Origin of the sequence: Actinoplanes sp. CA-015351 (assembly GCF_050955685.1) — a bacterium.
Taxonomy (GTDB): Bacteria; Actinomycetota; Actinomycetes; order Mycobacteriales; family Micromonosporaceae; genus Actinoplanes.
This window is the reverse complement of record NZ_CP192102.1, coordinates 4,617,860-4,641,132: the sequence shown is the minus strand read 5'-3', so window position 1 is coordinate 4,641,132 and position 23,273 is coordinate 4,617,860. Positions and strand designations below refer to the sequence as shown.

At 70.7% G+C, this 23,273-nt stretch carries 17 protein-coding genes; 8 read left to right on the top strand and 9 right to left on the bottom strand.

The features are described 5' to 3' along the window. Positions 1-32: 32 nt before the first annotated feature. Positions 33-3,449, bottom strand: a complete 3,417-nt coding sequence (locus ACQP2E_RS21565; protein WP_433824733.1) for an SCO7613 C-terminal domain-containing membrane protein — start codon at positions 3,447-3,449, stop codon at positions 33-35. Between the two features lie 46 nt (positions 3,450-3,495). Further along, the gene (locus tag ACQP2E_RS21560; protein ID WP_433824732.1) at positions 3,496-4,251 is read right to left on the bottom strand and encodes a sulfite exporter TauE/SafE family protein; all 756 of its coding nucleotides are present in this window, start codon (positions 4,249-4,251) and stop codon (positions 3,496-3,498) included. 127 nt (positions 4,252-4,378) lie between these two features. Here ACQP2E_RS21560 and ACQP2E_RS21555 point away from each other — a divergent pair, with 127 nt between their 5' ends. From ACQP2E_RS21555 to ACQP2E_RS21545, 3 genes are all read left to right on the top strand, one after another. Next, positions 4,379-4,885, top strand: coding sequence for a SigE family RNA polymerase sigma factor (locus ACQP2E_RS21555; RefSeq protein ID WP_433833993.1), 507 nt, complete (start codon positions 4,379-4,381; stop codon positions 4,883-4,885). Positions 4,886-5,099: 214 nt separating this feature from the next. After that, positions 5,100-5,576 (top strand): hypothetical protein, encoded by a 477-nt coding sequence (locus tag ACQP2E_RS21550; protein ID WP_433824731.1) that lies wholly within the window; start codon positions 5,100-5,102, stop codon positions 5,574-5,576. A gap of 35 nt (positions 5,577-5,611) precedes the next feature. Further along, complete coding sequence (locus ACQP2E_RS21545) at positions 5,612-6,037, top strand: hypothetical protein (protein WP_433824730.1); 426 nt, start codon at positions 5,612-5,614, stop codon at positions 6,035-6,037. A 1-nt stretch (position 6,038) separates the two neighbouring features. Here the strand turns inward: ACQP2E_RS21545 and ACQP2E_RS21540 are convergent, their stop codons facing one another. After that, entirely contained in the window at positions 6,039-6,776 is a 738-nt protein-coding gene (locus ACQP2E_RS21540; RefSeq protein ID WP_433824729.1) for an alpha/beta hydrolase, read from the bottom strand. A gap of 41 nt (positions 6,777-6,817) precedes the next feature. On the opposite strand from ACQP2E_RS21540, the gene ACQP2E_RS21535 reads away from it, so the two are divergent. Both ACQP2E_RS21535 and ACQP2E_RS21530 read left to right on the top strand, forming a co-directional pair. Further along, complete coding sequence (locus ACQP2E_RS21535; RefSeq protein ID WP_433824728.1) at positions 6,818-7,168, top strand: VOC family protein; 351 nt, start codon at positions 6,818-6,820, stop codon at positions 7,166-7,168. Positions 7,169-7,241: 73 nt separating this feature from the next. Next, positions 7,242-7,592 (top strand): hypothetical protein, encoded by a 351-nt coding sequence (locus ACQP2E_RS21530; RefSeq protein ID WP_433824727.1) that lies wholly within the window; start codon positions 7,242-7,244, stop codon positions 7,590-7,592. Between the two features lie 490 nt (positions 7,593-8,082). Here ACQP2E_RS21530 and ACQP2E_RS21525 read toward each other — a convergent pair whose 3' ends face one another. The 3 genes from ACQP2E_RS21525 to ACQP2E_RS21515 all read right to left on the bottom strand — a co-directional run bounded on the left by ACQP2E_RS21525 (position 8,083) and on the right by ACQP2E_RS21515 (position 13,661). Next, the gene (locus ACQP2E_RS21525; protein WP_433824726.1) at positions 8,083-8,529 is read right to left on the bottom strand and encodes a hypothetical protein; all 447 of its coding nucleotides are present in this window, start codon (positions 8,527-8,529) and stop codon (positions 8,083-8,085) included. Next, positions 8,526-11,312, bottom strand: a complete 2,787-nt coding sequence (locus ACQP2E_RS21520; RefSeq protein WP_433824725.1) for a GDSL-type esterase/lipase family protein — start codon at positions 11,310-11,312, stop codon at positions 8,526-8,528. The genes ACQP2E_RS21525 and ACQP2E_RS21520 overlap by 4 nt, the downstream gene beginning before the upstream one ends. A 105-nt stretch (positions 11,313-11,417) precedes the next feature. Continuing rightward, entirely contained in the window at positions 11,418-13,661 is a 2,244-nt protein-coding gene (locus ACQP2E_RS21515; protein WP_433824724.1) for an esterase-like activity of phytase family protein, read from the bottom strand. A gap of 14 nt (positions 13,662-13,675) precedes the next feature. Here ACQP2E_RS21515 and ACQP2E_RS21510 point away from each other — a divergent pair, with 14 nt between their 5' ends. After that, positions 13,676-14,263, top strand: a complete 588-nt coding sequence (locus tag ACQP2E_RS21510) for a GNAT family N-acetyltransferase (RefSeq protein WP_433824723.1) — start codon at positions 13,676-13,678, stop codon at positions 14,261-14,263. Here the strand turns inward: ACQP2E_RS21510 and ACQP2E_RS21505 are convergent. Continuing rightward, positions 14,235-16,736 (bottom strand): DEAD/DEAH box helicase, encoded by a 2,502-nt coding sequence (locus ACQP2E_RS21505; protein WP_433824722.1) that lies wholly within the window; start codon positions 16,734-16,736, stop codon positions 14,235-14,237. The genes ACQP2E_RS21510 and ACQP2E_RS21505 overlap by 29 nt on opposite strands. A gap of 66 nt (positions 16,737-16,802) precedes the next feature. Between ACQP2E_RS21505 and ACQP2E_RS21500 the strand changes: the two genes are divergently transcribed. Together ACQP2E_RS21500 and ACQP2E_RS21495 are read left to right on the top strand one after the other, a co-directional pair. Continuing rightward, positions 16,803-17,372 carry a DUF1707 SHOCT-like domain-containing protein gene (locus ACQP2E_RS21500; protein ID WP_433824721.1) on the top strand — a complete coding sequence of 190 codons (570 nt, stop codon included), beginning with the start codon at positions 16,803-16,805 and terminating at the stop codon, positions 17,370-17,372. 56 nt (positions 17,373-17,428) lie between these two features. Next, positions 17,429-20,572, top strand: coding sequence for an NACHT and WD40 repeat domain-containing protein (locus ACQP2E_RS21495; protein WP_433824720.1), 3,144 nt, complete (start codon positions 17,429-17,431; stop codon positions 20,570-20,572). Here the strand turns inward: ACQP2E_RS21495 and ACQP2E_RS21490 are convergent. Together ACQP2E_RS21490 and ACQP2E_RS21485 are read right to left on the bottom strand one after the other, a co-directional pair. Next, the gene (locus ACQP2E_RS21490) at positions 20,565-21,650 is read right to left on the bottom strand and encodes a GDSL-type esterase/lipase family protein (protein WP_433824719.1); all 1,086 of its coding nucleotides are present in this window, start codon (positions 21,648-21,650) and stop codon (positions 20,565-20,567) included. The genes ACQP2E_RS21495 and ACQP2E_RS21490 overlap by 8 nt on opposite strands. A gap of 16 nt (positions 21,651-21,666) precedes the next feature. Further along, a complete protein-coding gene (locus ACQP2E_RS21485; protein WP_433824718.1) occupies positions 21,667-23,172 on the bottom strand; it encodes a GGDEF domain-containing protein in 1,506 nt (501 codons plus the stop codon). Positions 23,173-23,273 lie beyond the last annotated feature (101 nt).

Here is a 23,273-nt window from a genome sequence, read left to right as displayed (position 1 = left end):
CCCACCCCGAGACCGCGACCGGCGCGGCTGGGTCAGCTCATCCGGCCCACCGCGTTGCGGAGGCGCAGCACGTCGCGGCGGCGTTGTTCCATGGTGGTGGCTGTGCCCACCAGGAGGAGGCCGCCTGCCGCGAGGGGCACCCAGCGCGGCACCAGATCCCAGAACTGGACCAGCTCGTGCAGCGCCGTCAGCACCAGCATCACGCCGCCGGTCACCACCGGCGCCTGCAGCCGGGCCCGGGCGCCGGCCAGCAGCACCAGCACGGCCGCCACACCGAGCAGGAGCCGGCGCGGATACTCCGGGCCGCCGCTGCTGATCATTGCGAGGGTCGGCAGGAAACCGGCGGCGAGCGCCGGACCGTACGCACTCCAGGACGGCAGCGACGGACGGCCCCGGCGGGCGAGCCAGCCCGCGCCGAGCGCGAGTGCCGCCGCCGGCAGCGTGTAGATCTCCACCGTCGTGACGTCGCGCGAACCCAGGAACAGCCACCAGCCGGCCAGCACCGACACCGCCGCCGCGACCGTGTGACGGAACCGGACCGCCGCACGTTCGCCCGGCCGCAGCGCGCGCAGGCCCAGCACGAGCGCCCAGAGGGTGGCGATCAGCGCGGCGCGGCCGGTCGTACCCGCGACCAGCAGGGCGATCAGCGCGGCCGAGTGCGCGACCGCGGCCACGGCGGGCGCCTCACGCGGGCGGCGCGCGGCGAGCACGAATTCGAGCGCCGCGGCGATGGCCGCCGCGGTCAGCACGCTCAGCGGCCCGCTTCCGGGTCCGAGATCCACCATCTGGCTTGCGGTGTACGCGACAACAACCACCGAAACCGCCCCGGTGACCCAGCCGCCGGCCCGGGCCGCTTCCGCCCGTCCGGACACACCGGCAACCGCTCCGGCGACGACGACCAGGGCGAACGCGGCCAGCATCGCACCGCGTACCGGGGTGGTCCCGGCCAGCCCGGCCGCCGCGAGAGCAGTGAGGACCACGGCCGGCACCGCGCCCCACCGGCCGGCCGAACCGGTCAGTGCGAGCGCGACGATCCCGGCCAGCCCGGTGACCAGACCGGCGAGCGGCACCGCCGGCCAGGGCGCCTCGACCGCCGCGAAGACCAGCGGAACGACGACAGCGAGCACCGGCGCAGCCGCCCAGAAAGCAAGCCGGAAAGCAGGCCGGAACGCGCTCCGCGACGTGAGGCGGACGGCGGCGAACGCGGCCGCACCGGCCACGATCAGCAGCGCCGCGATCGAGCTCCACCGCGCGCTCGGCACCTCCGGCACATCACCCGACCAGAACGACTCGAGGGCCCGATAAGGTTCGATCAGCACGGCGGCCAGGTCACGCCCGGTCGCGAAGAGCAGCACCAGCAGCGGAACGATCGCCGCCGGCACGCCACCCGGCAGGGCCCTGCCAGAAATCGGTGCTGCCGGAGCAGCGCTGATCGAAACCGGTCGGACGGCCTCCGGCGGCAGAGCTGCCGCGACCAGCACCAGGGCGACAGCGGCATACAGCGCGACCGCGTCCTCGCCGGCCCGGGCGACCACCGGCACCAGCGTCGTGACCAGCAACGACACGGTCAGAGCCGCGGAGCGGTACCAGGGCGTCAACCGCGTGGCCACGGCGAACCCGGCGGCCACCACGAGCTCGGCGCGCACCTGCCAGGTCACCGGGACATCGGCGGCCATCAGCGCCAGCCACACCGCCGGCGGGAAAGCGAGCAGGCTCACCGCAGCGTTTGCCGAGCCCAGGGCGTTGCTGCCGGGCTCCGTGCGTACGAAATAGGCAGTTGTCGCTGCCAGCAGCGTGAGGGTCAGGCATGCGGCCGCGCCCACCGCGGGGTTGCCCATGCTGACCAGCAGCGCATATCCGGCCAGCAGCGCGGCCAGGGTGATCCGGAACGGTCGCCGGCGCGTGCCTCGGGTGCGTGTCGCGAGGGCGATCGCGCCTGCGGCGACGATCATCGCCATGATCACCGCGGTCCACCACGGCAGCCGGAACGCCGCCGGCGCGAGCACCGCGACCCCGGCCACGGCGATCAGCGCGAGGTCCGTGCGCTGCCGGGCCTTCACCAGCAGGGCGTACGCACACAGCACCGCGACAGTCGCCACCAGCAGCGTCCAATCCGGCTCGCCGACGGCCAGGCCGAGGGGCGCGTCGAACACCGGGCGGGCCGCGTCGACGGTGTTCACCGCGGCGATCAGGATCGCACCGGCGGCGCCGAGAGCGGGCACCGCAGCCGTGAGCAGCGCCGCCGCCCAGGGACCCCGGCCGACCGGCTGCGGCAGCCGGGGCCGGATCGCGGCGACCAGCGCGGCGACGACCAGCGCGACCACGGCGAGGCGCAGCACACCCGTACCCTCGTCGATCGCCGCTGAGAGTGCGGGAGCGCCCAGCAGCAGCGACCAGGCGGCTGCGGTGACGGACACGGCGGCGGTGAGCAGGCCGGCCGTGACGGTCTGGGCCTCGCGGTTGCCGGCGAGCACGGCGCTCGTTGTCGCCAGGGCCGTGACCAGCACCAGCAGGCCGCCGGCGGTGGCGGCTTCGGTTGCCGTGCCCGCGGACACCAGGTCCACCAGGGCGATCAGCGCGGCGACGATGCCGGCGGCGAAGGCGCAGACGTAGGCGACCAGGCCGAGGCCGGTGGGGGAGTAGCGGCGGGCGTGGACCACGGCCAGGTTCAGCGCGGTCACCCCGGCCAGGGTCAGCGACCAGCCGGTCACGCCGGCGTCGGCGGCGAGCGCCAGCAGCGGGAGCACCGGCTGCGCCACGGCGAGCGCGGAGATCGCCGGGCCGGGCAGCCGGGTCAGCCGGCCGTATCCGGACGCGATCACTGCTGTGGCGGCGCAGACCGCGGCCGCGTACAGCTGCGGGTCCTGGCCACGCACGTCGAGGACGTTGACCGCCCAGGCCGCGTAACCGTCCAGAAGGATCATGAGCAGGCCGACGGCCGCGAGGGTCTCGGCGGCGGCCGTGAGGCCGCGCCGGACCGCGAACGGAGGCACGGCGAGGACCGCGACGGTGGCCGTGGCGAGGATTGCGGCGCGGCCGGTGACGCCCACCTGCGCCCAGGCGACAGCGGTGAAGACGGCCGCGGCGACGATGAGCAGCAGGCCACCGAGGGCGAAGAGGACGTTCTGAACGGTGAGGGTGGTGAGTTGGGGTTCCGGTGTGTTGATGACGGCTGGTTCTGTCACCGGTTTTTCGGCCTTGGCCTTAGTGACCACCCGGTACGCGATCCGGTTGCGCTGGGCCGTGACGTCGCCGATCCGCGTCTGCAGGGTCGTCAGCTCCGCGCGCGCCGCATCGAATCGTTGCCGCAGGCCGGCGATCTCGGCGTCCAGCCGCATCACCTCGATGGCGTCGGCGTCGGGGGCCCGCCCGCAGCCCGGACAGCCGGTCCCGGCCGAGGCCGTCGTCCCGCAACGGGGACAGGGATACGTCGATGGTGCGCTGGTCACGGCGTCAGTTTCGCCTACGGTCGCAAGCGATTCACCCCGGAGCCGGTCAGGTGATGAACAGGACCACCGCGACGGTCACCGTGAAGGCGACGATCGTCCAGCGCAGGATCTCCGACGGCAGCCGCCGGGCCAGCCGGGCGCCCACATATCCGCCGACCATGGTGGCCGGGGCGAGCACCGCGACGACGGCCCAGTTGACCGGGCCGAAGATGCCGTAGACCAGCACCGTCGTGGTGCCGACGACGGCGCTGAAGACGTTCTTCAGGGCGCTGATCCGGCGCAGCGGCTCGTCGAGCACCAGCGCCAGGAAGGCGATCAGCAGCACGCCCATCGCCGCGTTGAAGTAGCCGCCGTAGACCCCGCACGCGAAGACCGACAGCTGCATCAGCACCGTGCTCCGGCGCGAGCCGTCGTCGCGCGGGCCGCGGGCCAGGTTCCGCAGCTTGGTCTGGAACGCCATCATCAGCGCGGCGCCCAGCAGCAGGAACGGTACGACGACGTCGAACACGCCGCGTGGTGTGAGCAGCAGAATGGCGCTGCCGCAGAGGGCGCCGACGATGATCGTGGGGATGATCGTGAGTACCCGGCGGCCCTGGCCGGTCAGGTCGGGGCGGCTGCCGACGGCGCTGGCCGCGTACCCGGGTGCGACCGAGAGCGCGTTGCTGACGTTGGCGGCGACGCCCGGCAGGCCGATGGCGACGAGCAGCGGGAAGGTGATCAGCGATCCGCCGCCCGCGATCGCGTTGATCGCTCCCGCTGTCAGCCCGCCGGCGATCAGCGCGAGTACTTCCCCGAGGATCATGCTGCGCACGGTACGACGTCGACGGTGATCGGTTTTCGCCAGCGGGGATTTTTGTGAGCCGGGCTTCGTCCCACGAGCAACCTCGCGCCGGACCGGGTGTGTTGAGAGGTGGGGACAGCGAGGAGAGATCGTGGTTGATGTCGATGAGTACCGCGAGTACGTGGCCGGCCGGATGGACGGCTGGCGGCGTACCGCATACCTGCTCTGCGGGGACTGGCACGCCGCCGACGACCTGGTGTCGATCGCGCTGGTGAAGCTGTACCGGCACTGGGGCAAGGTCTCCACGGTGGAGCATCCGGACGCGTACGTCCGGCAGATCCTCGTCCGCACGATGCTCAACGAACGCCGCCGTTCGTGGCGGCGCGAGCATCCGGTGACCACCGTGCCGGACCGGGCGGCGACCGCCGGCGGGCCGGAGTCGGTGGCCGACCGGCAGATGTTCGTGGCGCTGCTCGGCGAGTTGCCACCACGGCGGCGGGCGGTGCTGGTGCTGCGGTACTTCTGCGACCTGTCGGTGGAGGAGACCGCCGCTCAGCTCGGGTGTTCCACCGGAACCGTGAAGAGCCAGACGGCCCGGGCTCTCGATTCGCTTCGCATGCGCCTCGGTGGCGCCGTTGTGGCTGAGGAGGTCTGACGTGGTGCACATGTCCGAGTGGATGCGGGAGGCTTCGTCGGATGCCCCGCCGAGTGGGATCTCAGTCGATGCGCTGATCGCGGGGGAGCGGCGTCGGCGTACCCGGGTGAGGGTGGGGGTGGTTGTTGCTCTTTCGGCCATTGCTCTTGTAGCTTTTTTTCCTTTTGTGCCGAAATTTATGCACGAAGGGGTCTCGTTTCAGCCTGCTACCCCTGTGCTGCCGTGCCCCACCGTCGACCTCCGGGAGACACCGGAGCCGGGGCCGCAGCAGTCGCATCCCGCGCCGCGCCCGAGCGAGGCGTGCGGTCCCGCCGCCCAGCGGCTGACAAGCGTGCTGTCCACGGCGTTGCGCAGCGACGTCCCGTCGTTCGCGTGGAACACCAAGCGCCTTCAGTACGAGACAGTCGCCGAGCTGCCTCGCGGCGGCAAGATGCAGGTACGGATCATCGCGGGCCACGAATATCCGAAGCGTGCCGAGTCGCAGTGCCCGGTGAACGCGGACTGGGACTGCACCTGGACCGTGACGGAGGACAAGACGATCGTGATCGTGACGGAGACCGGCAAGACGTTCCAGGCCGAGGCGTACCGCAAGGACGGCACCAGCATGCTGATCCTGGCGACCAAGGAGATCTTGACCCGCAACCAGCTGGCCGCCGTCGCCGGGAACCCGGGTCTGACCCTCTTCCCGTAGCTTCCTTTAGTGGCGCCGGCCATTACGATGCGGCGGTGACCACGGTGACCACGCGCAGCAGCCTCCCGTTCTCGCGCCGGCGGACGGGAGGCTGGCTCGTCGCCGCCTTCCCGTTCGCCTTCGCCGTCTGGTACGCGGTGTGCTTCGGGCTGGCCCTCGCTCGGGCGCGCGAGTTCGCCGGCCACTGGTACATCCCGTCGATGAACGACGAGTACACCGCCACCGCTGACATCTGGGCGGGCTGGCGGATGTCCTGGCTGGTGGCGTACTCGATCAGCTGGGCGCCGCTGCTGGCCGGGTTCACCCTGTTCGTCACGGGGATGCTGTTCATCCTCGGATATCAGAGCGGGCACCGGCGGCTGTCGATCGCGCTGATCGGGGGAGCCGTGATGTCGCTGCTGATCCTGGTGGTGGCGGTGACCCCGGCCGCGCAGTCGGTCAGCGTCTGGCTGCTGGACTGAGCTATTTCAGGGCGGCCAGGACCAGGTCGAACGCCTGGGTGACCGCTTCCCGGGACTCGTCGGTGTCGTCCAGGTTGTCGAAGCCGTGGCGGCCGTTCGGGACGTCGACGATGGTCAGGTTCGCCTTCTCGGCGGCAGCCACGAACACGGCCACCCCCTCGGCGATCCGCGGGTCGTCGAGGCCTGCCCGGGTCAGCACGATCGGCAGGTCGCCTGCTGCCGCCACGGCCTCGGCCGGGCGGAAGCGCGGATCGTCCGGCCAGCCCGGGTAGGGCGTGATCATCGGGTACGTCAGTGCCACGGCACGCAGCCACGACGGCACCGAGCGCAGGTAGTCGGCAGCCAACCGGCCGCCACCGGAGAAGAACCAGATCGCGATGCGCTCGCCGTCCACCCGCGGGTCGGCACGGATAATTTCGAGGGCGGCGGCCACGTCGTCGGCCGCTGCCGGGTACGCGTCCGGCCCCTGCAACCGGTGATCCACCACCGCGCCGGCGACACCCCGGTCGGCGGCGAGAGACGCGTACCCCTGGAAGATCGGCCACTCGCGCGGCAACGGGCGCATCCCGGGCGGCAGCGGGCCTCCGTGCACGAAGAGAACCGCCGGCCGGGGTCCGCCTGTCGGCCGGGGTTCGCCTGTCGGCCGGGGTTCGCCCGGCGGCAGGTAGAGGTCGACGGCTCCGTGCCGCTCGGCCGGACGGATCGTGACAGGCAGGACCAGCGGCTTCAAGAACTCCATGCGGGGCACCATATCGTCTTCGATCAATTACCTTGAGTTACGTGGAGTTGGTGGTGGTCGTGGATTGCGCTGATCTGGATCGGTCGGCAGAGTTCTGGAGCGGGGTGCTCGGATACGTGGCGCAGCCGGGTGGCGGTGACCGATATCGCTCACTGAAACCGGTGGCCGGGAGCGGCGTGGAGGTCCTGTTGCAGCGGGTCTCCGAGGCGAAGTCCGGCAAGAACCGCCTCCATCTCGACCTGCGCGTCGCTGACATGCACGCCGAGGTCAGGCGGGTGGAGGGGCTCGGTGCGCGCCGGCTCACCGCCGCGCCGATCGAGGAGGACGGCTGGTCCTGGCACGTCATGGCCGACCCCGACGGCAACGAGTTCTGCGTGATCACCGGTCCGTAGCGTGCGGCGGTTCCCGGCCGCACCCGCATCGCACCTGAGGGCGGCGGCCGAGCGGGCACCCGCCAGATCTTGAGTGACGGTGCACCCCTCCACTTCCGCGCTGCCCGCGCTGCCCGTGCTGCCCGTGCTGCCCGTGCTGCCCGTGCTGCCCGTGCTGCCCGTGCTGCCCGTGCTGCCCGTGCTGCCCGTGCTGCCCGTGCTGCCCGTGCTGCCCGTGCCGCTCTGCCGCGAGCCGCGCCGCTCGGCTCGGATCTTGTGGACTTCCCCGCAGACGTGCCCGCACAACTCCACAAGATCGAACGGGCCTAGCCGATCTTGCGGAGTTGCGCGCAAACGGTTCGCCGAACTCCGCAAGATCGGCGAAGCCCCGCGTTCACCCCGTCGGAACTGTGAAGCGGCCGCGTTCACTCCGTTGGAACTGTGAAGCGGCCGCGTTCACCCCGTTGGAACTGTGAAGCACCGCGCTCGCCACGACGGAACTGTGAAGCACGGCGTTGGCCGAACCGTGGAAACCGGGGGCATAGAACACCCACGAGTCTCCAAGGCCCGGCGCCGTCCACTTCCCGTGGTGGCAGAGCGTCACCACAACACTCTCAGAACACTCGAAACCGGCATGCCGCGGATGGCCGTTCCGCAAACTCGTGCACTCGTGGTCGATCGGCCGGCCAAACCGCACAAGATCTCCGAGCGGCACCTCGCGCCGAGAAAACCGCCACGCCGCCACGCCGCCACGCCGCCACGCCGCCACGAACCCGCTATCGCTTCAGAAAAGGCGAAAGTGGAGTCCACCCAGACGGTCAGCAATCACTCAAGATCTGGGGGCCCCCGCCGCCTGCCGCCACCCTCGCCGCTGTGAGCGCCAGCCACCACCCGCCCCGCCGCCCGGTGGTGGCTGGTGCTCGCGGTTGGGCGGGTCAGGAGGCCAGGGCTGAGAGGTGCACTGTTCGGTCTGAGGCTGTGCCGAGCCACACCGTGCCGGAGACGCCGTTGCCGTCCAGGGCGCACGTCTGTCTCGGATCGCTCGTTCCGGTCTGCCCGTCCGGGACCGACGAGTCGTTGCTGCCGGGGCAGCGCAGGTCGTACCCCGCGTTGCTGAGCCGGTCGCCGACGTTCGCCAGCACCTCGGAGACCGTGCCCGGGTACTGCGCCTCGACCAGCAGCACCGAGCCGCCGTCGAAGTGGCCGTCGCTGTGTGAGGACGTCGCGGTCGTGCTGCCCTCGCTCAGCAGGCCGCCGAGCCCGTTCAGCCCGTCGCCCGCGCAGCCGCCGACCATCAGCAGCGCGTAACAACCGAACAGCAGGGCGCTGCGGCCCACCACCAGCAGGGTGCAGCGGCCCAGCAGTATCAGAATCGGTCTCATGGCCTGCGCCTCCGGACGGTGACGGCGACCAGCAGGGTGCCGAGAAGGATCATTGCGGTTCCGCTGCCGGCCGCCGGCAGCAGCCAGTTCGCTGAGCCGGTGATGGGCAAGTCGTCGTCACCCTTCGGCGAAACAGGTGAAACGGGTGAAACAGGCGAAACAGGTGAAACAGGCGAAACAGGTGAAACAGGTGAAACAGGCGGCGCCGGAGACGCCCGAAACACCGGAAACGCCGGAGACGAGGACGGCGGTGTCGGTGACAGCAGGCCGGCGGCGCGCGCGTGCGCGACACACGCCGGTTTCGTCGTCGCCCGCAGCACCGCGAAACCGAGCGTTGTGCCCTTGAGTGGATTGTCGCCGCGCACCTCGAGCCCCGAGATCGCACTGGCCGGCAGATCCGGCGGCATCCTCGCCCAGCCACTCACCCGGCCCTGATCGTCAGCGGTCAGGGTGCCGAGGACCCGGTCGCGGGTGCGTTCGCCGGTGAGCCGGATCGTCACCGCCGACCGGGCGGTGAACCCCTCCGCCGCGACCGGCACCTGCTCGCCGCGGACCACGTCGCTGCGGCACGATCGCAGGCCGCGCATCGCTGCCCCGTCGGCTACGAGCATCGGCACGATGCGGGTCGCGGCGACGGCTTTCACCACGGAATCAGGGTATTTTTCCAGCCCGGAAACGCGTACCAAAGGAAGTGAAGGAGGAATCGCGGCACGCAGGGCGGGGGAGACGGCCTTGCGCACCGGTCCGGGCCGCGACGTCCATTCCGCGCGCTGCGCCGCACGGACGGCCGCGATCTTCGGTTTGGCCCGGCTCGCTGCCGCGGTCGCGCTTCCGTCGCTTTTCAGGGCCATCGGGTACGCGGGCAGAGGCGCCGCGATCGTGCTGGAGACGACTTTTGCGTACGCCGTTGTGCCCTTCTCGTTCGGGTGGAACGACGCGGCGCTGGTGACGTCGCCGCCGAGGTCGGTGGCGCGGGCCAGCCGCAGGCCGGTGATCCAGTTGTCGCCGTCGCAGACCGCGTTGCCGGCGAATTGTTCGCGCACGTCAGCGACGAGCAGACCGCTGCGGGGAGCGCGCTGCAGCATGACGTCGTCGAACTCGTCGATCCGGTCGGCGATCCACTGCCGCTCGTCCTTGTTGATCACTGCGCCTTCGGTGCAGGGGCGCCGGCCGACACGGAGAAGGTGCGGATAGGTTGCCACTACGATCGTAGTGTCCGGCCGGACCCGGGAGCGAACCTGCTGGTAAAGGCCGTCGAGTTCGTTCTGGACCAGGGCGATGCGGATCCGCGTCCAGTCGTCGAGCGAGATCGACCGGCGGCCGGCCGTGACAAAGCCGTCGTTCATGCAGCGAATCTGGGCCGCGCAGTGCTTGAGCACCTCGGCGAAGCCGACGTCGTTGCCGCCGAACGTCATGGTGACCAGGTCCACGTCGGTGCCGAGGCTCTTGTTCTGCAGCGGGATCGCGGTACGCCGATCGAGGTACGTCTTCGTCATCTGCTGGGTGTCGACGTTGACCAGGCGCGCGCCGGAGCAGGCCGCGAAATCGAACGCGCCGCCGCTCTCCGCGACCGGCCGGCTCGAACCCGGCATCGTCACCTTCAGCGGCCAGCCCTTGCGGGAGCGGTGGCAGAGGAAACCGGGCGTCTGCGCGTAGAGCGGCAGCCCCAGCAGCATCTTCTCCACCCGCTGGTCGACGTAGGGCTCGACACCCTCACCGGCGGAGTACGAGTCACCGAGCGCCACGAACCGGGTGCCGTCCCGGCCGGTGAACCAGCGGCGGGACTCCAGCTTCCGGCCGCCGGCGAGCGTCACGCGCACGACGAGCTGATGCACGCCGCTGCCGACCGTCCCCACCGCCGCCGAGAAGTTGCCGATGCTGTCGACAGTGGCCGGGAACGGCGGCCGGCCGTCCCGCTCCACCGTCACCTCCCGGATGCCGGCAGGCTGCGACGTCACGATGCTGGTACGCAGCCGGGACGGGTCGTCGACGCGTACGCACTGGTCACCGGTGGCAGTGGCGATCGCGGCGAGGGCTGAGCCCGGCGCGCAGGTGGCTGCCGCGCCGATCGCGAACGTGCGTACCCGGATGCCCGCGGTGGCGATCGCGGTGGTGTCCGGAACCGGCGCCTGCCCGTCCGAGAGCAGGAAGATCCACCGGGCGCCGGTGGTGGTGAACGCGGCCGCCGCCACGTCGAGCGGCCGCTCGAAGTCGGTGCCGGAGCCGACGTCGTGCTGGGTCTCGCGCCCGATCGTGCCCCGGGTCAGCGAGCCGGCCACCGCGTTGACCCGGGGAACCACGTCACGCCCGCTGCCGGTCTCGCCCGGCGCCACGAACGCCCGCTGCCCGTCACCGGGATCGAGATCGGCCACCGCCGCGTCGTCGCCGAACCCGGTCAGCCCCACCGCGATCCGGTTGTCGGCGTTCGGCACGGCGCGCAGGGCGGCGTTCAGCGACACGACGCCGGAGATCTCGCAGTCGAGCGTGTCGCCGACCGATCCGTCCTGGTTGAAGTCGTCCAGCTTCGCCGTCACGGAACCGTCGCCGCCGCAGTCCAGCCCGGACGGCGAACCGGTCGACCCGGAGACGTCGACGGCGTACATGACCTGCGCCTTTTCGCCGCCGGGGGTGACCGAACCGGTCACGGTGAGCGGCCCGGTGCCGACGGTCTGCCCCTCGGCCGGATAGCTGATGGCGACGCCTTCGCCGGCCGCGCTCGCGGGCGCGGCCGGGGACAGGCCGAGCGCGCAGGCCGCCACCGCGGCGCCGAATCTCCGTGTCATGTGTTGATCAACGGTCCGGTAGACCGTTTTTCCCGAAGATCACCCGATCGGTTTCGCCAGGGTCGGCGACGCGACCGGTGAAAGCTCTGGCCCGACCGCGAAGTCCTAGCCGCGCAGGCCGGGCACGGTAATGGTGATCAGCTCGGTGTCGTCGGCCTTGCCGGGGATCCGGCCGTCGTTGCCGGGGAAGTTGTTGTCGTTCGCCACCAGCACCCGGTCACCACCGAGCGGCAGCACCGACTCGACCGACTGCAGCGGGAACGAGAACAGCGGCCCCACGCCGTACTCACCCGGGCGGGCCGGCGTCGACACCCCACGCGGGTCAGCGATGCGCATCAGGTCGGTGACCGTTCTGCGGGGCAGAGCCCCACCGGCCCCTGCCTGGTCCAGGTCGGTGGTCACCAGACGCTTGATCCGAGTCTGTACGCCCATCGCGTTGTCCCGCTCGATCAGCAGCAGCCGCCGCCCGTCGAGCACGGCGGCGTCCCCGACCAGCAGCGACGCGTCGTCGACCCGAAACGACCAGGTACGGCCGGTGTACGCGTTCTTCACCACGGAGAACTCGTAGACGATTCGGCGGCGCTGGTCGGCGTCGTCGATGCGGGCGCCTTCGAGGATCGGGTACAGGGTCGTGCCGTCCCGGCTGACGGCCAGGGCTTCGAAGCCGCGGCTGGCCGGTACGGTCGCGGTCTCCCCGGCGGCCAGGTCCGGCGACTGCGGCGACTTGCCGCCGTCGGGCAGCGGGATCGGCGCCTGCAGGACCTTGCCGGTCCGGTCCACCTTGATCAGGTACGGGCCGAACTCGTCACCGATCCACAGATTGCCCTGTGCGTCGCGGGCCAGCGACTCGATGTCGAAGTCAGCGCCGGTCAGCAGCCGGTCCCGGGTGTTCTCGTTGACGATCGGGAACGGAATCTTGTGCCCGGGGTCGCGGAAACTGATGTGGCCCTTGATCGCTACTTGGTGCGTACCGAAGGCGGGTTTGATGTCGTAGGCGCGCAGCAGGAAGTCCGCCGAATTGTTCTTCGCCCCGAACCCGTTGTCCGGCATGGCGAGGAAACGGCCGGGCTTGTCCGAGGTGATGACCGCGGAGAAACCGGGGATCGGCTGGCCCGGGAACGGCGGGGTGATCCCGTTCACGGTGTCCGGCGCGAGCTGGGTGCCGGAGACCGGGCCCGGCTGGTACGCGGTCGCCGGGATCAGCGCCCGCCCGTCGAGGGTGGGCTCGGCACGGAGCTTGACCGCGAACGTGTAGACCCGGGTGATCTGGGTGGCGCTGCCGTTGTCGTCGGAGATCAGCCGCAGCACCCGGCGGCCGCCGGGCAGGCTCTCGCCGAGAGCGGCGCCCTCGATGTTGTCGAGCAGCGGGTTCGGCTGCGGCTGCTTCGCGGTGGCGCCGGACGGCGGGCACTGCGCCACGTCGAACAGCAGCTCCTTGCCGAGCCAGGCCCGCGGGTCGGTGAGCGCCGACAGTGAGGTGACGCTGGAGACGTCCGGGGCTCCGGTCGCCGACACCCGGAAGACCCGGACCGTGTTGCCCACGCCGGCGGTGAAGCCGCGCTCGACGGAGAGGAACTGGTCGCCACCGAGCGCGATCAGCTCGACGAGACCGAGGTTGGTGTCGGGGCGGTACGCGTACTGAAGTTGCGGGGTGTAGGCGGTGCCCGCGCGTCCCGCGTACCCGATGATCCGGTTGAGACCGGGACCGTCGCCGGAGAGTGAGCCCTCCATGCCGGCGAAGAGCCGGCGTCCGTCGGGTGTGACGGTGAGTGCCTCGAAGGTCTGGTTGACCGCGGCCTCGCCGGCCGGGGTGACCTGGAAGCGGGCCGGGACCGGGAGGGAGGCGATCTCGGCGCCGTCGGAGAGCCGGAAGCGGCGGATCGACGGCTCCTTCTCCGAACTGGCGAGGATGGTCTTTCCGGTGCTTTCCCGCACGAGGCCTTCGCCGTCGAAGTCGGCGCCGGTGTAGGAGCCCAGCCGGGTGATCCCGGTGACCTTCGGTTCCTTGCTGAGGTCGAGGTGGTAGATCCGGGCCGGCGTGGTGCCGATGTTGTCGACAAGCGCCAGGGCCTGCGTGCGGTTCTTCACGGCGAGCGCGGAGAGGCCGGCCACCGGCGTGCCGTCGAACGTGGTCTTGTCGAGGGCGTCGGAGAAGCCGAGCAGCGACGCGTCGGCCGAACAGTTCCCGGTTGCCGGTGTGTGTGCGGACGCGGACGCCGGCACCGCGGCCAGCGCGACCACGAGGGCGAGCGCCGCACCGGCCGATGTGGATTTTGTCGTCACGCCGTCACCGTGCCGGGTGAGCGTCAACGCCCGGCCAAAACGGGGTGAACGGGGGATCGTCGGCATGCCACGATTGCCGGATGCCGCAACCCGTTCTGCGTACTTCACGGTTGGTTCTGCGCCCGCTCGCCGACGAGCATCTCGACCTGGAGGCCGAGCTGGACGCGGACGCGGAGGTGCTGCGATACCTGTACGGGCGCTCGCGCTCCCGCGACGAGGTGGAGGAATCGCACCGCAAGCGGATGGCGTTCGGCCGGGTGGTGGACGGGCTCGGTTACTGGATGGCGTTCGACGGCGCCGACTTCGCCGGGCTGCTGGCGTTGCAGCCCGAGGGTGGTCCGGGCAGTGCCGAGCTGGGCTATCGGATCCCGCGCAAGCAGTGGCGGCGTGGCATCGCCAGCGAGGCGTCCCGGGAGCTGCTGCGGCACGGGTTCGCGACGGTTGGCCTGCGGCGGGTGTTCGCCCAGACGATGGTGGTCAACGAGGGCTCGCAGGCGGTCATGCGGGCGGTCGGCATGCGGTACGTGCGCAACTTCCACGAGCACTGGGACCACCCGTTGCCGGGGGCGGAGCAGGGCGAGATCGAGTACGAACTCACCGCCGAGCAGTGGGCAGCCGCAGCAGTGCAAGGGCCGGCCTCTAGTGCGGGCCGACCGCCGTCACCGTGATCGCGGCGATGCCGGCCTCGTCGGAGGCTTCCAGGTCGATCGTGGCCTCGATGCCCCAGTCGTGGTCGCCGTTCGGGTCCTCGAAGACCTGGCGGACCGTCCACACGGCCGCGCCCTGGTCGATGTGCAGGAACGCCGGACCGCGCGCCGATGGGCCGGTGCCCAGCTCGTCGTACTCGTCGTAGTACTCCTGGATGGCCTTCTGCCAGCGCTCGGCCGGCCAGCCGGACTCGGCGTCCATCTCGCCGAGCAGGTCCCAGCGGCGCAGCGCGGCCAGCTCGACGCGGCGGAACATGGCGTTGCGGACCAGGACGCGGAACGCCCGGACGTTGCGGGTGACCGCCGGCGGCTTGTCGTCGATGCGTACCTCGGCGATCTCGGCGCCGGGGTTCTGCAGCCGGGCCCATTCGTCGAGCAGGCTGGAGTCGACCTGGCGGACCAGTTCGCCGAGCCACTCGATCAGGTCGGTGAGCTCCTCGGTGCGGGCGTCCTCGGGCACCGTCTGGCGCAGCGCGCGGAACGCGTCGGCCAGGTATCGCAGCACCAGGCCCTCGGAACGGGACAGGCCGTAGTACGAGACGTACTCGGTGAAGGTCATCGCCCGCTCGTACATGTCGCGGACAACGGTCTTCGGCTTGAGCTCGTAGTCGGCGACCCACGGGTGGCCCTGCCGATAGGTCTCGTAGGCGGCGTCCAGCAGTTCCTTCAGCGGCTGCGGGTACGTCACGTCCTCGAGGAGCTGCATCCGTTCCTCGTACTCGATGCCCTCGCTCTTCATCGCGTTGACGGCCTCGCCGCGCGCTTTCTGGCGCTGCGCGGAGAGCACCTGGCGCGGGTCCTCGAGAGTCGACTCGATCACGCTCACCACGTCGAGCGGGTATTCGGGTGATTCCTTGTCGAGCAGTTCCAGCGAGGCGAGTGCGAAGGGCGACAGAGCCTGGTTCAGGGCGAAATCCAGCTGCAGATCCTCGACCAGGCGGTACGTCGCACTGGTGCCGTCCGGGGCGACGACACGCTCGATCACACCGCCGGCGATCAAGGCCCGGGCGATCGCGATGGCCCGGCGGATGTGCCGGCGCTGCGCGTTCGGCTCCTCGTGATTCTCGGTGAGCAGGTGCTTCATCGCCTGGAAGGGGTCGCCACCCCGGTTCATCACGTTCAGCAGCATCGCGTGCGACACCTGGAACGACGAGGTCAGCGGTTCCGGCTCGGCGTCGACAAGACGGTCGAACGTGGGCCGGCCCCAGCCGATCGTCCCCTCCGGCGGCTTCTTGCGGACCACCTTGCGGCGCTTCTTCGGGTCGTCGCCGGCCTTCGCCAGGGCGCGTTCGTTGTCGATGACGTGCTCGGGGGCCTGCACGATGACGGTGCCGATGGTGTCGAACCCGGCCCGGCCGGCCCGGCCCGCGATCTGGTGGAACTCACGTGCCTTGAGCAGGCGGGTCTTCACTCCGTCGTACTTCGACAGGCCGGTGAACAGCACGGTGCGGATCGGCACGTTGATGCCGACGCCGAGCGTGTCCGTACCGCAGATGACCTTCAGCAGGCCGGCCTGGGCGAGCGTCTCGACGAGCCGGCGGTACTTCGGCAGCATGCCCGCGTGGTGCACGCCGATGCCGTGCCGGACCAGCCGGGAGAGCGTACGCCCGAAGCCCGCTGTGAAGCGGAAGTTGCCGATCGCCGCAGCGATCTTGTCTTTCTCCTCGCGGGTGCACATGTTGATGCTCATCAGCGACTGCGCGCGCTCCAGCGCCGCGGCCTGCGTGAAGTGCACGATGTAGACCGGCGCCTGCTTGGTCTTGAGCAGTTCCTCGATGCCCTCGTGCAGCGGCGACATGGCGTACTCGAAAATGAGCGGGACCGGCCGCTCCACGCTGGCGACCACCGCTGTTGCGCGGCCGGTGCGCTGCGAGAGATCGTCGACGAAGCGGGTGGTGTCACCCAGCGTGGCCGACATCAGGATGAACTGGGCCTGCGGCAGCTCGATGAGCGGCACCTGCCACGCCCAGCCGCGGTCCGGCTCGGCGTAGAAGTGGAACTCGTCCATGACGACCTGGCCGACGTCGGCGTCGGCGCCCTCACGCAGCGCCAGGTTCGCCAGGATCTCCGCGGTGCAGCAGATGATCGGCGCGTCCGCGTTGACGCTGGCGTCACCGGTGAGCATGCCGACGTTGTGCGCGCCGAAGACCGCGCAGAGCGCGAAGAACTTCTCGCTGACCAGCGCCTTGATCGGCGCGGTGTAGAAGGTGGTCAGCCCGGACGCCAGCGCGGCGAAGTGCGCACCCGTCGCGACCAGGCTCTTCCCGGAACCGGTCGGCGTGTTCAGGATGACGTTCGCCCCGGTCGCGATCTCGATGAGCGCTTCCTCCTGATGCGTGTACAGCGTCAGGCCCTGCTCGGTCACCCAGGCCTGGAAGGCATCGAAGACGGCGTCGGGTTCGGGGGAGCTGGGGAGGCGATCGGTCAGCGTCATGATCTCCTAAGTTTGGCAGCTCGGCCGGGACCGCGCGCACAGGGTACCGGCGATAGGGTCGGCGGCGTGACTGTTCCTGTGCCGGCGCCGATCTCCGACGGCGACCGAGAGCGAGTGGCCGAGCTGCTGCAACGCGCCTGCGGTGACGGGCGGCTCACGCTGGAGGAGTTCAGCGTACGGGTCGGCACGGTCTGGGCCGCCGAGGATCCCGCGGAGCTGGCGAAGGCATATGAAGGCGTCGCGCCGACCCCGGTGGTCGGGTCGTCACGCACCGTGGAACAAGTGATCACGGTGTTCAGCCAGACCAGCCGTCGTGGCAGGTGGCGGCTGCGGCACAGCAGGCTCGGCACCTACACGGTGTTCGGCCAGGCCGAGCTGGACCTGCGCCACCTGGCAACCGGCGAGGACGTCGTCACGATCAGCGGAAGTGTCGTCTTCGGCCAGCTGAAGGTGATCGTCCCGGAGGGCGTCGAGGTCGACCTGACCGGGCCGAGCGTGTTCAGCCAGCGCGACATGCGGCTGGCGGCGAAACCCAGGCTTCCCGGTACGCCGGAGATCCAGGTCCACGTGGCGTCGTGGTTCGCGAACGTCGAGGTGGTCTCGATGCCGCCGGAGCTGGATTCAGCCCCTCGGTAGAGGGACCGGATCCTCGGTCAGCACCCCGGTGAGCTGGGCGTTTCGATAATTCCTAGGTGTCCTTCAACTCCCATGACCGCTGGCGTGTCACGCTGCTCTGGAGCCTGGCGATCCTCACGGCGGGCTTCGCTGCCTGGGCGGTGAACGTCGACCTCGGCGCGTCGACGGCCATCGCCACGATCGTCGGGTTGCTCCTCTCCGCCGCCTCGCTGGCGCTGGCCGTGCTACAGGTGTTCCCGGCGCGGCCGCGATCGCGGGTGGACGCCGTCGCGGCGGCGGCGCAGCTCGGCGACGACATCCGCGGTCAGTGGCTGGGGGAGGCTCGCGCCCGCTCGATCCGCGCCGAGGATCCAATCCTGCCGATCTCCTGGACATCGGCGGCTGCCCGGTTCGCCGACCCGGAACAGCCCGTGAACGCCGGATCCGGCCGATGGGACGGCGACTTCACGACCGCGGCCGAAGCCCTCGCCAAGGAATACCGGCGGCTGCCCAACGGCCGCGTGGTGATCCTCGGTGACCCGGGCGCGGGCAAGACCGTGGTCGCGATGCTGCTCACCGTCGGCCTGCTGCCGGACCGGGTTCCGGGTGTCGAGCCGGCCCTGCCGAGCCGGGAGAATCCGGTGCCGGTGCTGCTCTCCGCCTCCTCCTGGGATCCGGTCTGTGAGCCGATGGATGACTGGGTCGTGCGTACCGTCGCGCAGTCGCACTTCAACGGGGAAACCGGGATTCCCTCGCTGTTGCTGGAGTCGGGCCTGCTGCTGCCGGTGGTGGACGGCCTCGACGAGATCCCGGAGTCGGCGCGGCGCACGGCGGTCCACCGGATCAACTATGCGATCGGACAGAACCGCCCGATCGTGGTGACCTGCCGCACCGCCGAGTTCGAGGACGCGATCCGCGGCGGCGCGCCGGTGCTGCATCGTTCCCCGGTGGTCCGGGTGCTGCCGGTCGCCGCGGCCGACGCACGACGGTACGTCTCTTCGGTCGTGCCCGATCCGGACCGGAACGGCTGGCAGCAGGTGTTCGCCGCGATCGACGGTGAGCCGGGCGGTCCGCTGGCCGAGGCGCTGTCCACGCCGCTGATGATCTCGCTGCTGGTGGCGGTGTATCGCGGTGAGGGGAGCAACCCGGAGGAGCTGCTGAACCCGGTGGTCTGTCATTCCCGGCACGCCGTCGAGGATCACCTGCTCGATCACGCCATCGCGGTCCGGTTCGGTGGTCCGGGGCCGGGGCGGTTCCGCTGCGACCCGGAGAAGGCGGCACGGTGGCTGACATTCCTCGCCGTCTATCTGCACCAGAACAGAGAACGGGATCTCGCCTGGTGGCGGATGAGCGACCGGCTCCTGCCGCGGCTGACCGGGCCGGGCGTCGGCCTGCTGCTGGGCATGCTGGTGACGCTGGTGAGCAGCCTGCTCGGGCAGGAACTGATGGGCGCGATCGCGGAGTACCCCGACGAGGCGACGGCGCTAGGCGCGACGGTGGGCGCGATGTTCGCGTTGCTGTTCACCCTCACCTGGTACGCGGTGGACACCCGCCCGCCCGGGCGGCTGTCCTGGTCACCGGCCGGTTCCTGGCACCGGGTACGGCGCAACCTCCTGGTCGGTTTCGCGATCCCGGCGATGCCGGGGGCCGCTGTGCTGCTGGTGTGCGCGGCGGTCCTGACGATCGTCGGCGACTGGCGATACGAGAGCGTCCACGAGACCGTCGGTGGGTTGGTGTTCGTGGCGGCCGTCGGCTGCGTGCTCGGCGCGGGACTCGCGGCTGACGCCTGGCTCAGTCCGTCCCCGGAACGGTCGACCCGGCCGAGCCCGGACCGGTTTCTCCGGGACGACCGGCTTTCGTCGGTGGCGGGCGCTGCCGCGTCGGCGGTCGCGGTCGCGCTGGCTCTGCCGCTGCTGACCCTGACCTCGATGCGGTTGGGCGACGCAATGGCGCACACCGTTGCCTCGCGCGCGGGCCTCGGGCCTCGGCCCGATGACGCGGCATTCTTCTGGCGCTTCAGCTCGGGATGGGACGTGGCCCGCGATCCGATGCTGTGGTGGACGGTGGTCTGTATCGGCGTGCTGGTCGGAGTGCTTGTGCTCTTCACCCGGGCGTGGCCGCGGTTCCTGGTGGTCCGGGCGTACCTTGCGGTGCGCGGCCGGCTGCCCTGGCGGCTGCCGGCCTTCTTGGCGGAGGCACGGTCCCGGCACCTGCTTCGCGAGTCCGGCGGCATGTACCAGTTCCACCACGTCCGCCTTCAGGAGCGGTTGGCCGGGCGGCCGCAGGCGCGCGCTGTGCCGGCGCCCGCGGTGGCGAGTGTTCCGTGGCCGAACAGGCGGCGCCGGGCTCTGTTGCACGCCGGAGTCGCGATGGTCATCCTGGTGGCGGCGGTAGCCGTGATCGTGAATCCGGCGGTGCGGTCCAGGCCGATTCGCCTGGACCCGCCGTCGCTGGCCGGGGACTTCGGCAGCCAGCAGCAGGTTTCCCTCAGCCGGGACGGCAGCCTGCTGGTGGTCACCCGTGACAATGTGATCGACGTGTGGCATCTGGACCTCGGCAAGGCACGGGGCCGGTACGCCGGCTTCCGCTTCCGGCACGATTACCTGCTTTCCGGCATCGCGGTGTCCGCCGACGGCGATCGGATCGCCGTCGCCACCACCTTCGCCGTGTACCTGCTGCGCGCCGACGGAACCCGGATCGGCACGTGGCCTCAGCCCGGTGCGGGTGCTCTGGAATTCTCCCCGGACGGCAAGATGCTGGCAGTCCATGTGAACGACGGGTTCCTTCAGCTGCTCTCGGTCGCGGGCAACAGGATGGTGCGGGCGGGGCGCCAGCCGGTGGCCGGGTACCCGGTGACGTTCGCGTTCTGGCCGGGCCGGCGATCCGGTGCGGTCGCCTACGTCGCCTGCGATGACCCCTATTCGTGGTGCCCCGACACGGTGGTGACGATGCCGGCGCCGAACGGTCTGCCGGTGAATTGGCCCACCGGGCACACCGGGCCTATGCGGTCGATGGTCTTCACCTCGGATGCGAGCACTCTGGTCACCGGAAGCTCAGCGGCCGCGATCCGGCTGCGGGCCACGGCTCATGACGGCACCCACGAGCCGTCGGTGATCGCGACGGGACTGATGGAGGTCCGCGCCCTGGCGCTGCCGGATGGCACAACCCATCGGATCGTCGCCGCGGACACCGACTCCGCCGAGATCTGGACGATCAACTAGGGGAGAGGAAACCGGTCAGCGCGTCCGCCGTGTGCGCCGCCCCCTTGTCCGTCATATGGATCAGGTCGTCGCAGTACAACCCCAGCCTGTTGTCACCCGACGGCGGTAGCTGCCGGGCCGACAGATCGAAATAGCTGACCTCGCTGTCCTCGTCCGCCACCTGCTGCCACGCATCCGTCAGCCGGCTGAAACCGTGCGCCCGCCCCGGACCCACCCGTGGCGACCCGTAGATCACAAACGACGGATCCGAGTGCTCCCGGACCGCCCTGATCACCGTCTTCAGGTTCCGCTTGATGGTCGGCCCCGGCACGCCGGTTCGCCAGTCGTTCACGCCGAGCTGCAGGATCACCAGATGCGGCCGGATCGTGGCCAGCCGGGGCGCCCAGGCCGGCACGTTCGACGCGAAGCTGCCGGTGGTCCGGCCGCCGTGCCCGCCGTTCCACACCTGGATGCCACGGTTCTCGTCGCCGTCGAACGTCACGAACCCGTTGATCCGCCCGGTACCGCTGACTGCGATCGTGTGACTGCCCGCCGGCAGCGGCCCGGACGACCAGGTGGTGCCGCCGGCGACCGCCGAGACCTGGCCGTCGACCGTCACCTGGAAACTGCCGCCCGCGTACCAGACCTGCACGCTCGTGCCGGTGAAGGAGTGCGTGAGCGAACCGCCCTCCAGGTCGTACCCCTTCAGAGCCCATCCGTCCTCGGGCGGCGCCGGCCTGCCGCCCGACGCCAGCACCGGCCAGCGCTCGGGGCGGCCCCACGCGGCCACGAAGTTCGCCCCGCCCGGCGCCCCGGGCACTCCGAACGCGTGGCGCAGGTTGTCGGCGAGCACCGACACATACCCGCGGCCGTAGGCGCTGCCGACACCCTCGGTGCTCGACGAGCCGATCACCGCGACGACGGCCGCCTCGTAACGCCGGTTCGCGAGCGCGGCATGCCAGGACAGCAGCGACAGCCGGTCGGTGACCGGATCCGCGGCGCGGGCGGGTGGAGCGGTGGCCGCGCCGGCGGCGATGCCGGCCACGACTGCCCCGCCGGCCACGGCGCCGGCCCTGATGAAATTGCGGCGATTCGTCATACAGTCGCCCCCCGATCTACATGCGACTTGTCCGCAGTGTGGGTGAGGGTGCCCCATCGGGGCAATAGACGGATCGGTGACTTTGGGTGCGTTTGTTCTCGTACATCTGGGCATCCGCGAACGCCAGAAGATCGTCCGGGCCGACCGTTCTGCGCTGCGTCCAGACGGTGGTGCCCAGGGCGGTCGAGACGCGCAGCGTCTCGCCACGCCAGCTGACGGGCTCACTCAGGGCGCGCACGATGCGGGCGCCGAGAGCGTACGCGGTATCGCTGTCAGCATCCGGACAGAAGATGAGGAACTCGTCGCCGCCGATCCGGGCGACCACATCACCCGAACGGACGGCGTCGGTGATCCGGTTGGCCGTGGCACGTAGCACGGCGTCACCGGCCTCGTGCCCGTACCGGTCGTTGATCGGCTTGAAGTCGTTCAGGTCGCAGTAGAGCAGGGCCAGGTCGCCGCCGAGCCCGTCGGCGTGCCGGGCGATCGCCGTCTCCATCAGGGTGAACAGTCTGCGGCGGTTGACCAGCCCGGTCAGCTCGTCGTGCGACGCCTGGTGGGCCAGGGCCTCCCGGTCGCGGCTGCGCTGCAGGTTCAGCCGGCCGATCCGGATCAGCACCAGCGGGACCGTCAGCATCGGCGCGATGGTGAGCAGCGGACCGTCGACGGGTGAGCCGGCGAGCTGGCCGATCGCGCCGACGACCGGGACCATCAGCATGGCCGCGCCGAACATGCCGAGCTGCAGTTTCGGCGCCCGGTCGGTGGCACGCACCCGTGGGTTCATCAGGTCGTGGGCGCTCGGGTGCAGGCCGGCCGCACCGAGGCTGAGGTACCCGACCGCGAACAGCAACGCCGGCACCGAGGCCTGGTCGGAGTCGGCCGGCAGCATGTTCACCACGGCGGTGCCGAGCAGGGTCAGCCCGAGCGCGCCGAAGAGGAACCAGAGGGTGATGTTGCCGCGCCCGCTCGTCCGGGCCACCCGCAGCAGCGCTCCGCAGATCCCGCAGAGCACCAGCAGCTGGGTGAGCGCGAACAACTGGGTGGCGGTCGTGTCACCCTTGGCCAGCATCTGCGGCCGGAACAGGAACTCCCAGACCGGCGCGGCGGCGGCGATGCCCCAGACGGCGGCGTCGATCGTGCCGCTCGCGTCGCGCGGCGTGTGCCGCAGGACGATCATCAGGCTCGCGGCCAGGAAGAACACGTACCCGGCCAGCGACGGCACCACGGCCAGCAGAGGTCCCGGGACCGTCGCACCGCCGTGCGTCGCGGCGGGCACGTACCAGGCGGCGTTGGCGATGCTGAGCAGTACCAGCGCCAGCATGGTGAGCAGCCAGGGACGCCGGTCGGGCAGCCGGTTGACGCGTACGCCCATCGCGATGCCCAGGGTCGCGACAACGCCGGAGAGCAGCATCAACAGCAGGCGTACCGGCTCCGAGCCGGTCAGATATCCGGCGGTGAAACCGGCGGCCACGACGAAGAACCCGATCGGCACGCCGAGCCGGGCCCACTGCCCTGGAGGTTTCACGACCGCCACCATCGCCAGCCGGCTCCCGGTCCTGAGAAATATGACAGCACCTGTCATGTCCCTGTTAGCGCCGCTGTCCTACGCTGTGGGCCCGGTCGACG

Coding starts and splice junctions, on each gene's coding strand:
- ACQP2E_RS21560 (WP_433824732.1), bottom strand. CDS start 4,251: ATGATCCTCGGGGAAGTACTCGCGCTGATCGCCGGCGGGCTGACAGCG.
- ACQP2E_RS21540 (WP_433824729.1), bottom strand. CDS start 6,776: ATGGAGTTCTTGAAGCCGCTGGTCCTGCCTGTCACGATCCGTCCGGCC.
- ACQP2E_RS21525 (WP_433824726.1), bottom strand. CDS start 8,529: ATGAGACCGATTCTGATACTGCTGGGCCGCTGCACCCTGCTGGTGGTG.
- ACQP2E_RS21520 (WP_433824725.1), bottom strand. CDS start 11,312: ATGACACGGAGATTCGGCGCCGCGGTGGCGGCCTGCGCGCTCGGCCTG.
- ACQP2E_RS21515 (WP_433824724.1), bottom strand. CDS start 13,661: ATGCCGACGATCCCCCGTTCACCCCGTTTTGGCCGGGCGTTGACGCTC.
- ACQP2E_RS21510 (WP_433824723.1), top strand. CDS start 13,676: ATGCCGCAACCCGTTCTGCGTACTTCACGGTTGGTTCTGCGCCCGCTC.
- ACQP2E_RS21505 (WP_433824722.1), bottom strand. CDS start 16,736: ATGACGCTGACCGATCGCCTCCCCAGCTCCCCCGAACCCGACGCCGTC.
- ACQP2E_RS21490 (WP_433824719.1), bottom strand. CDS start 21,650: ATGACGAATCGCCGCAATTTCATCAGGGCCGGCGCCGTGGCCGGCGGG.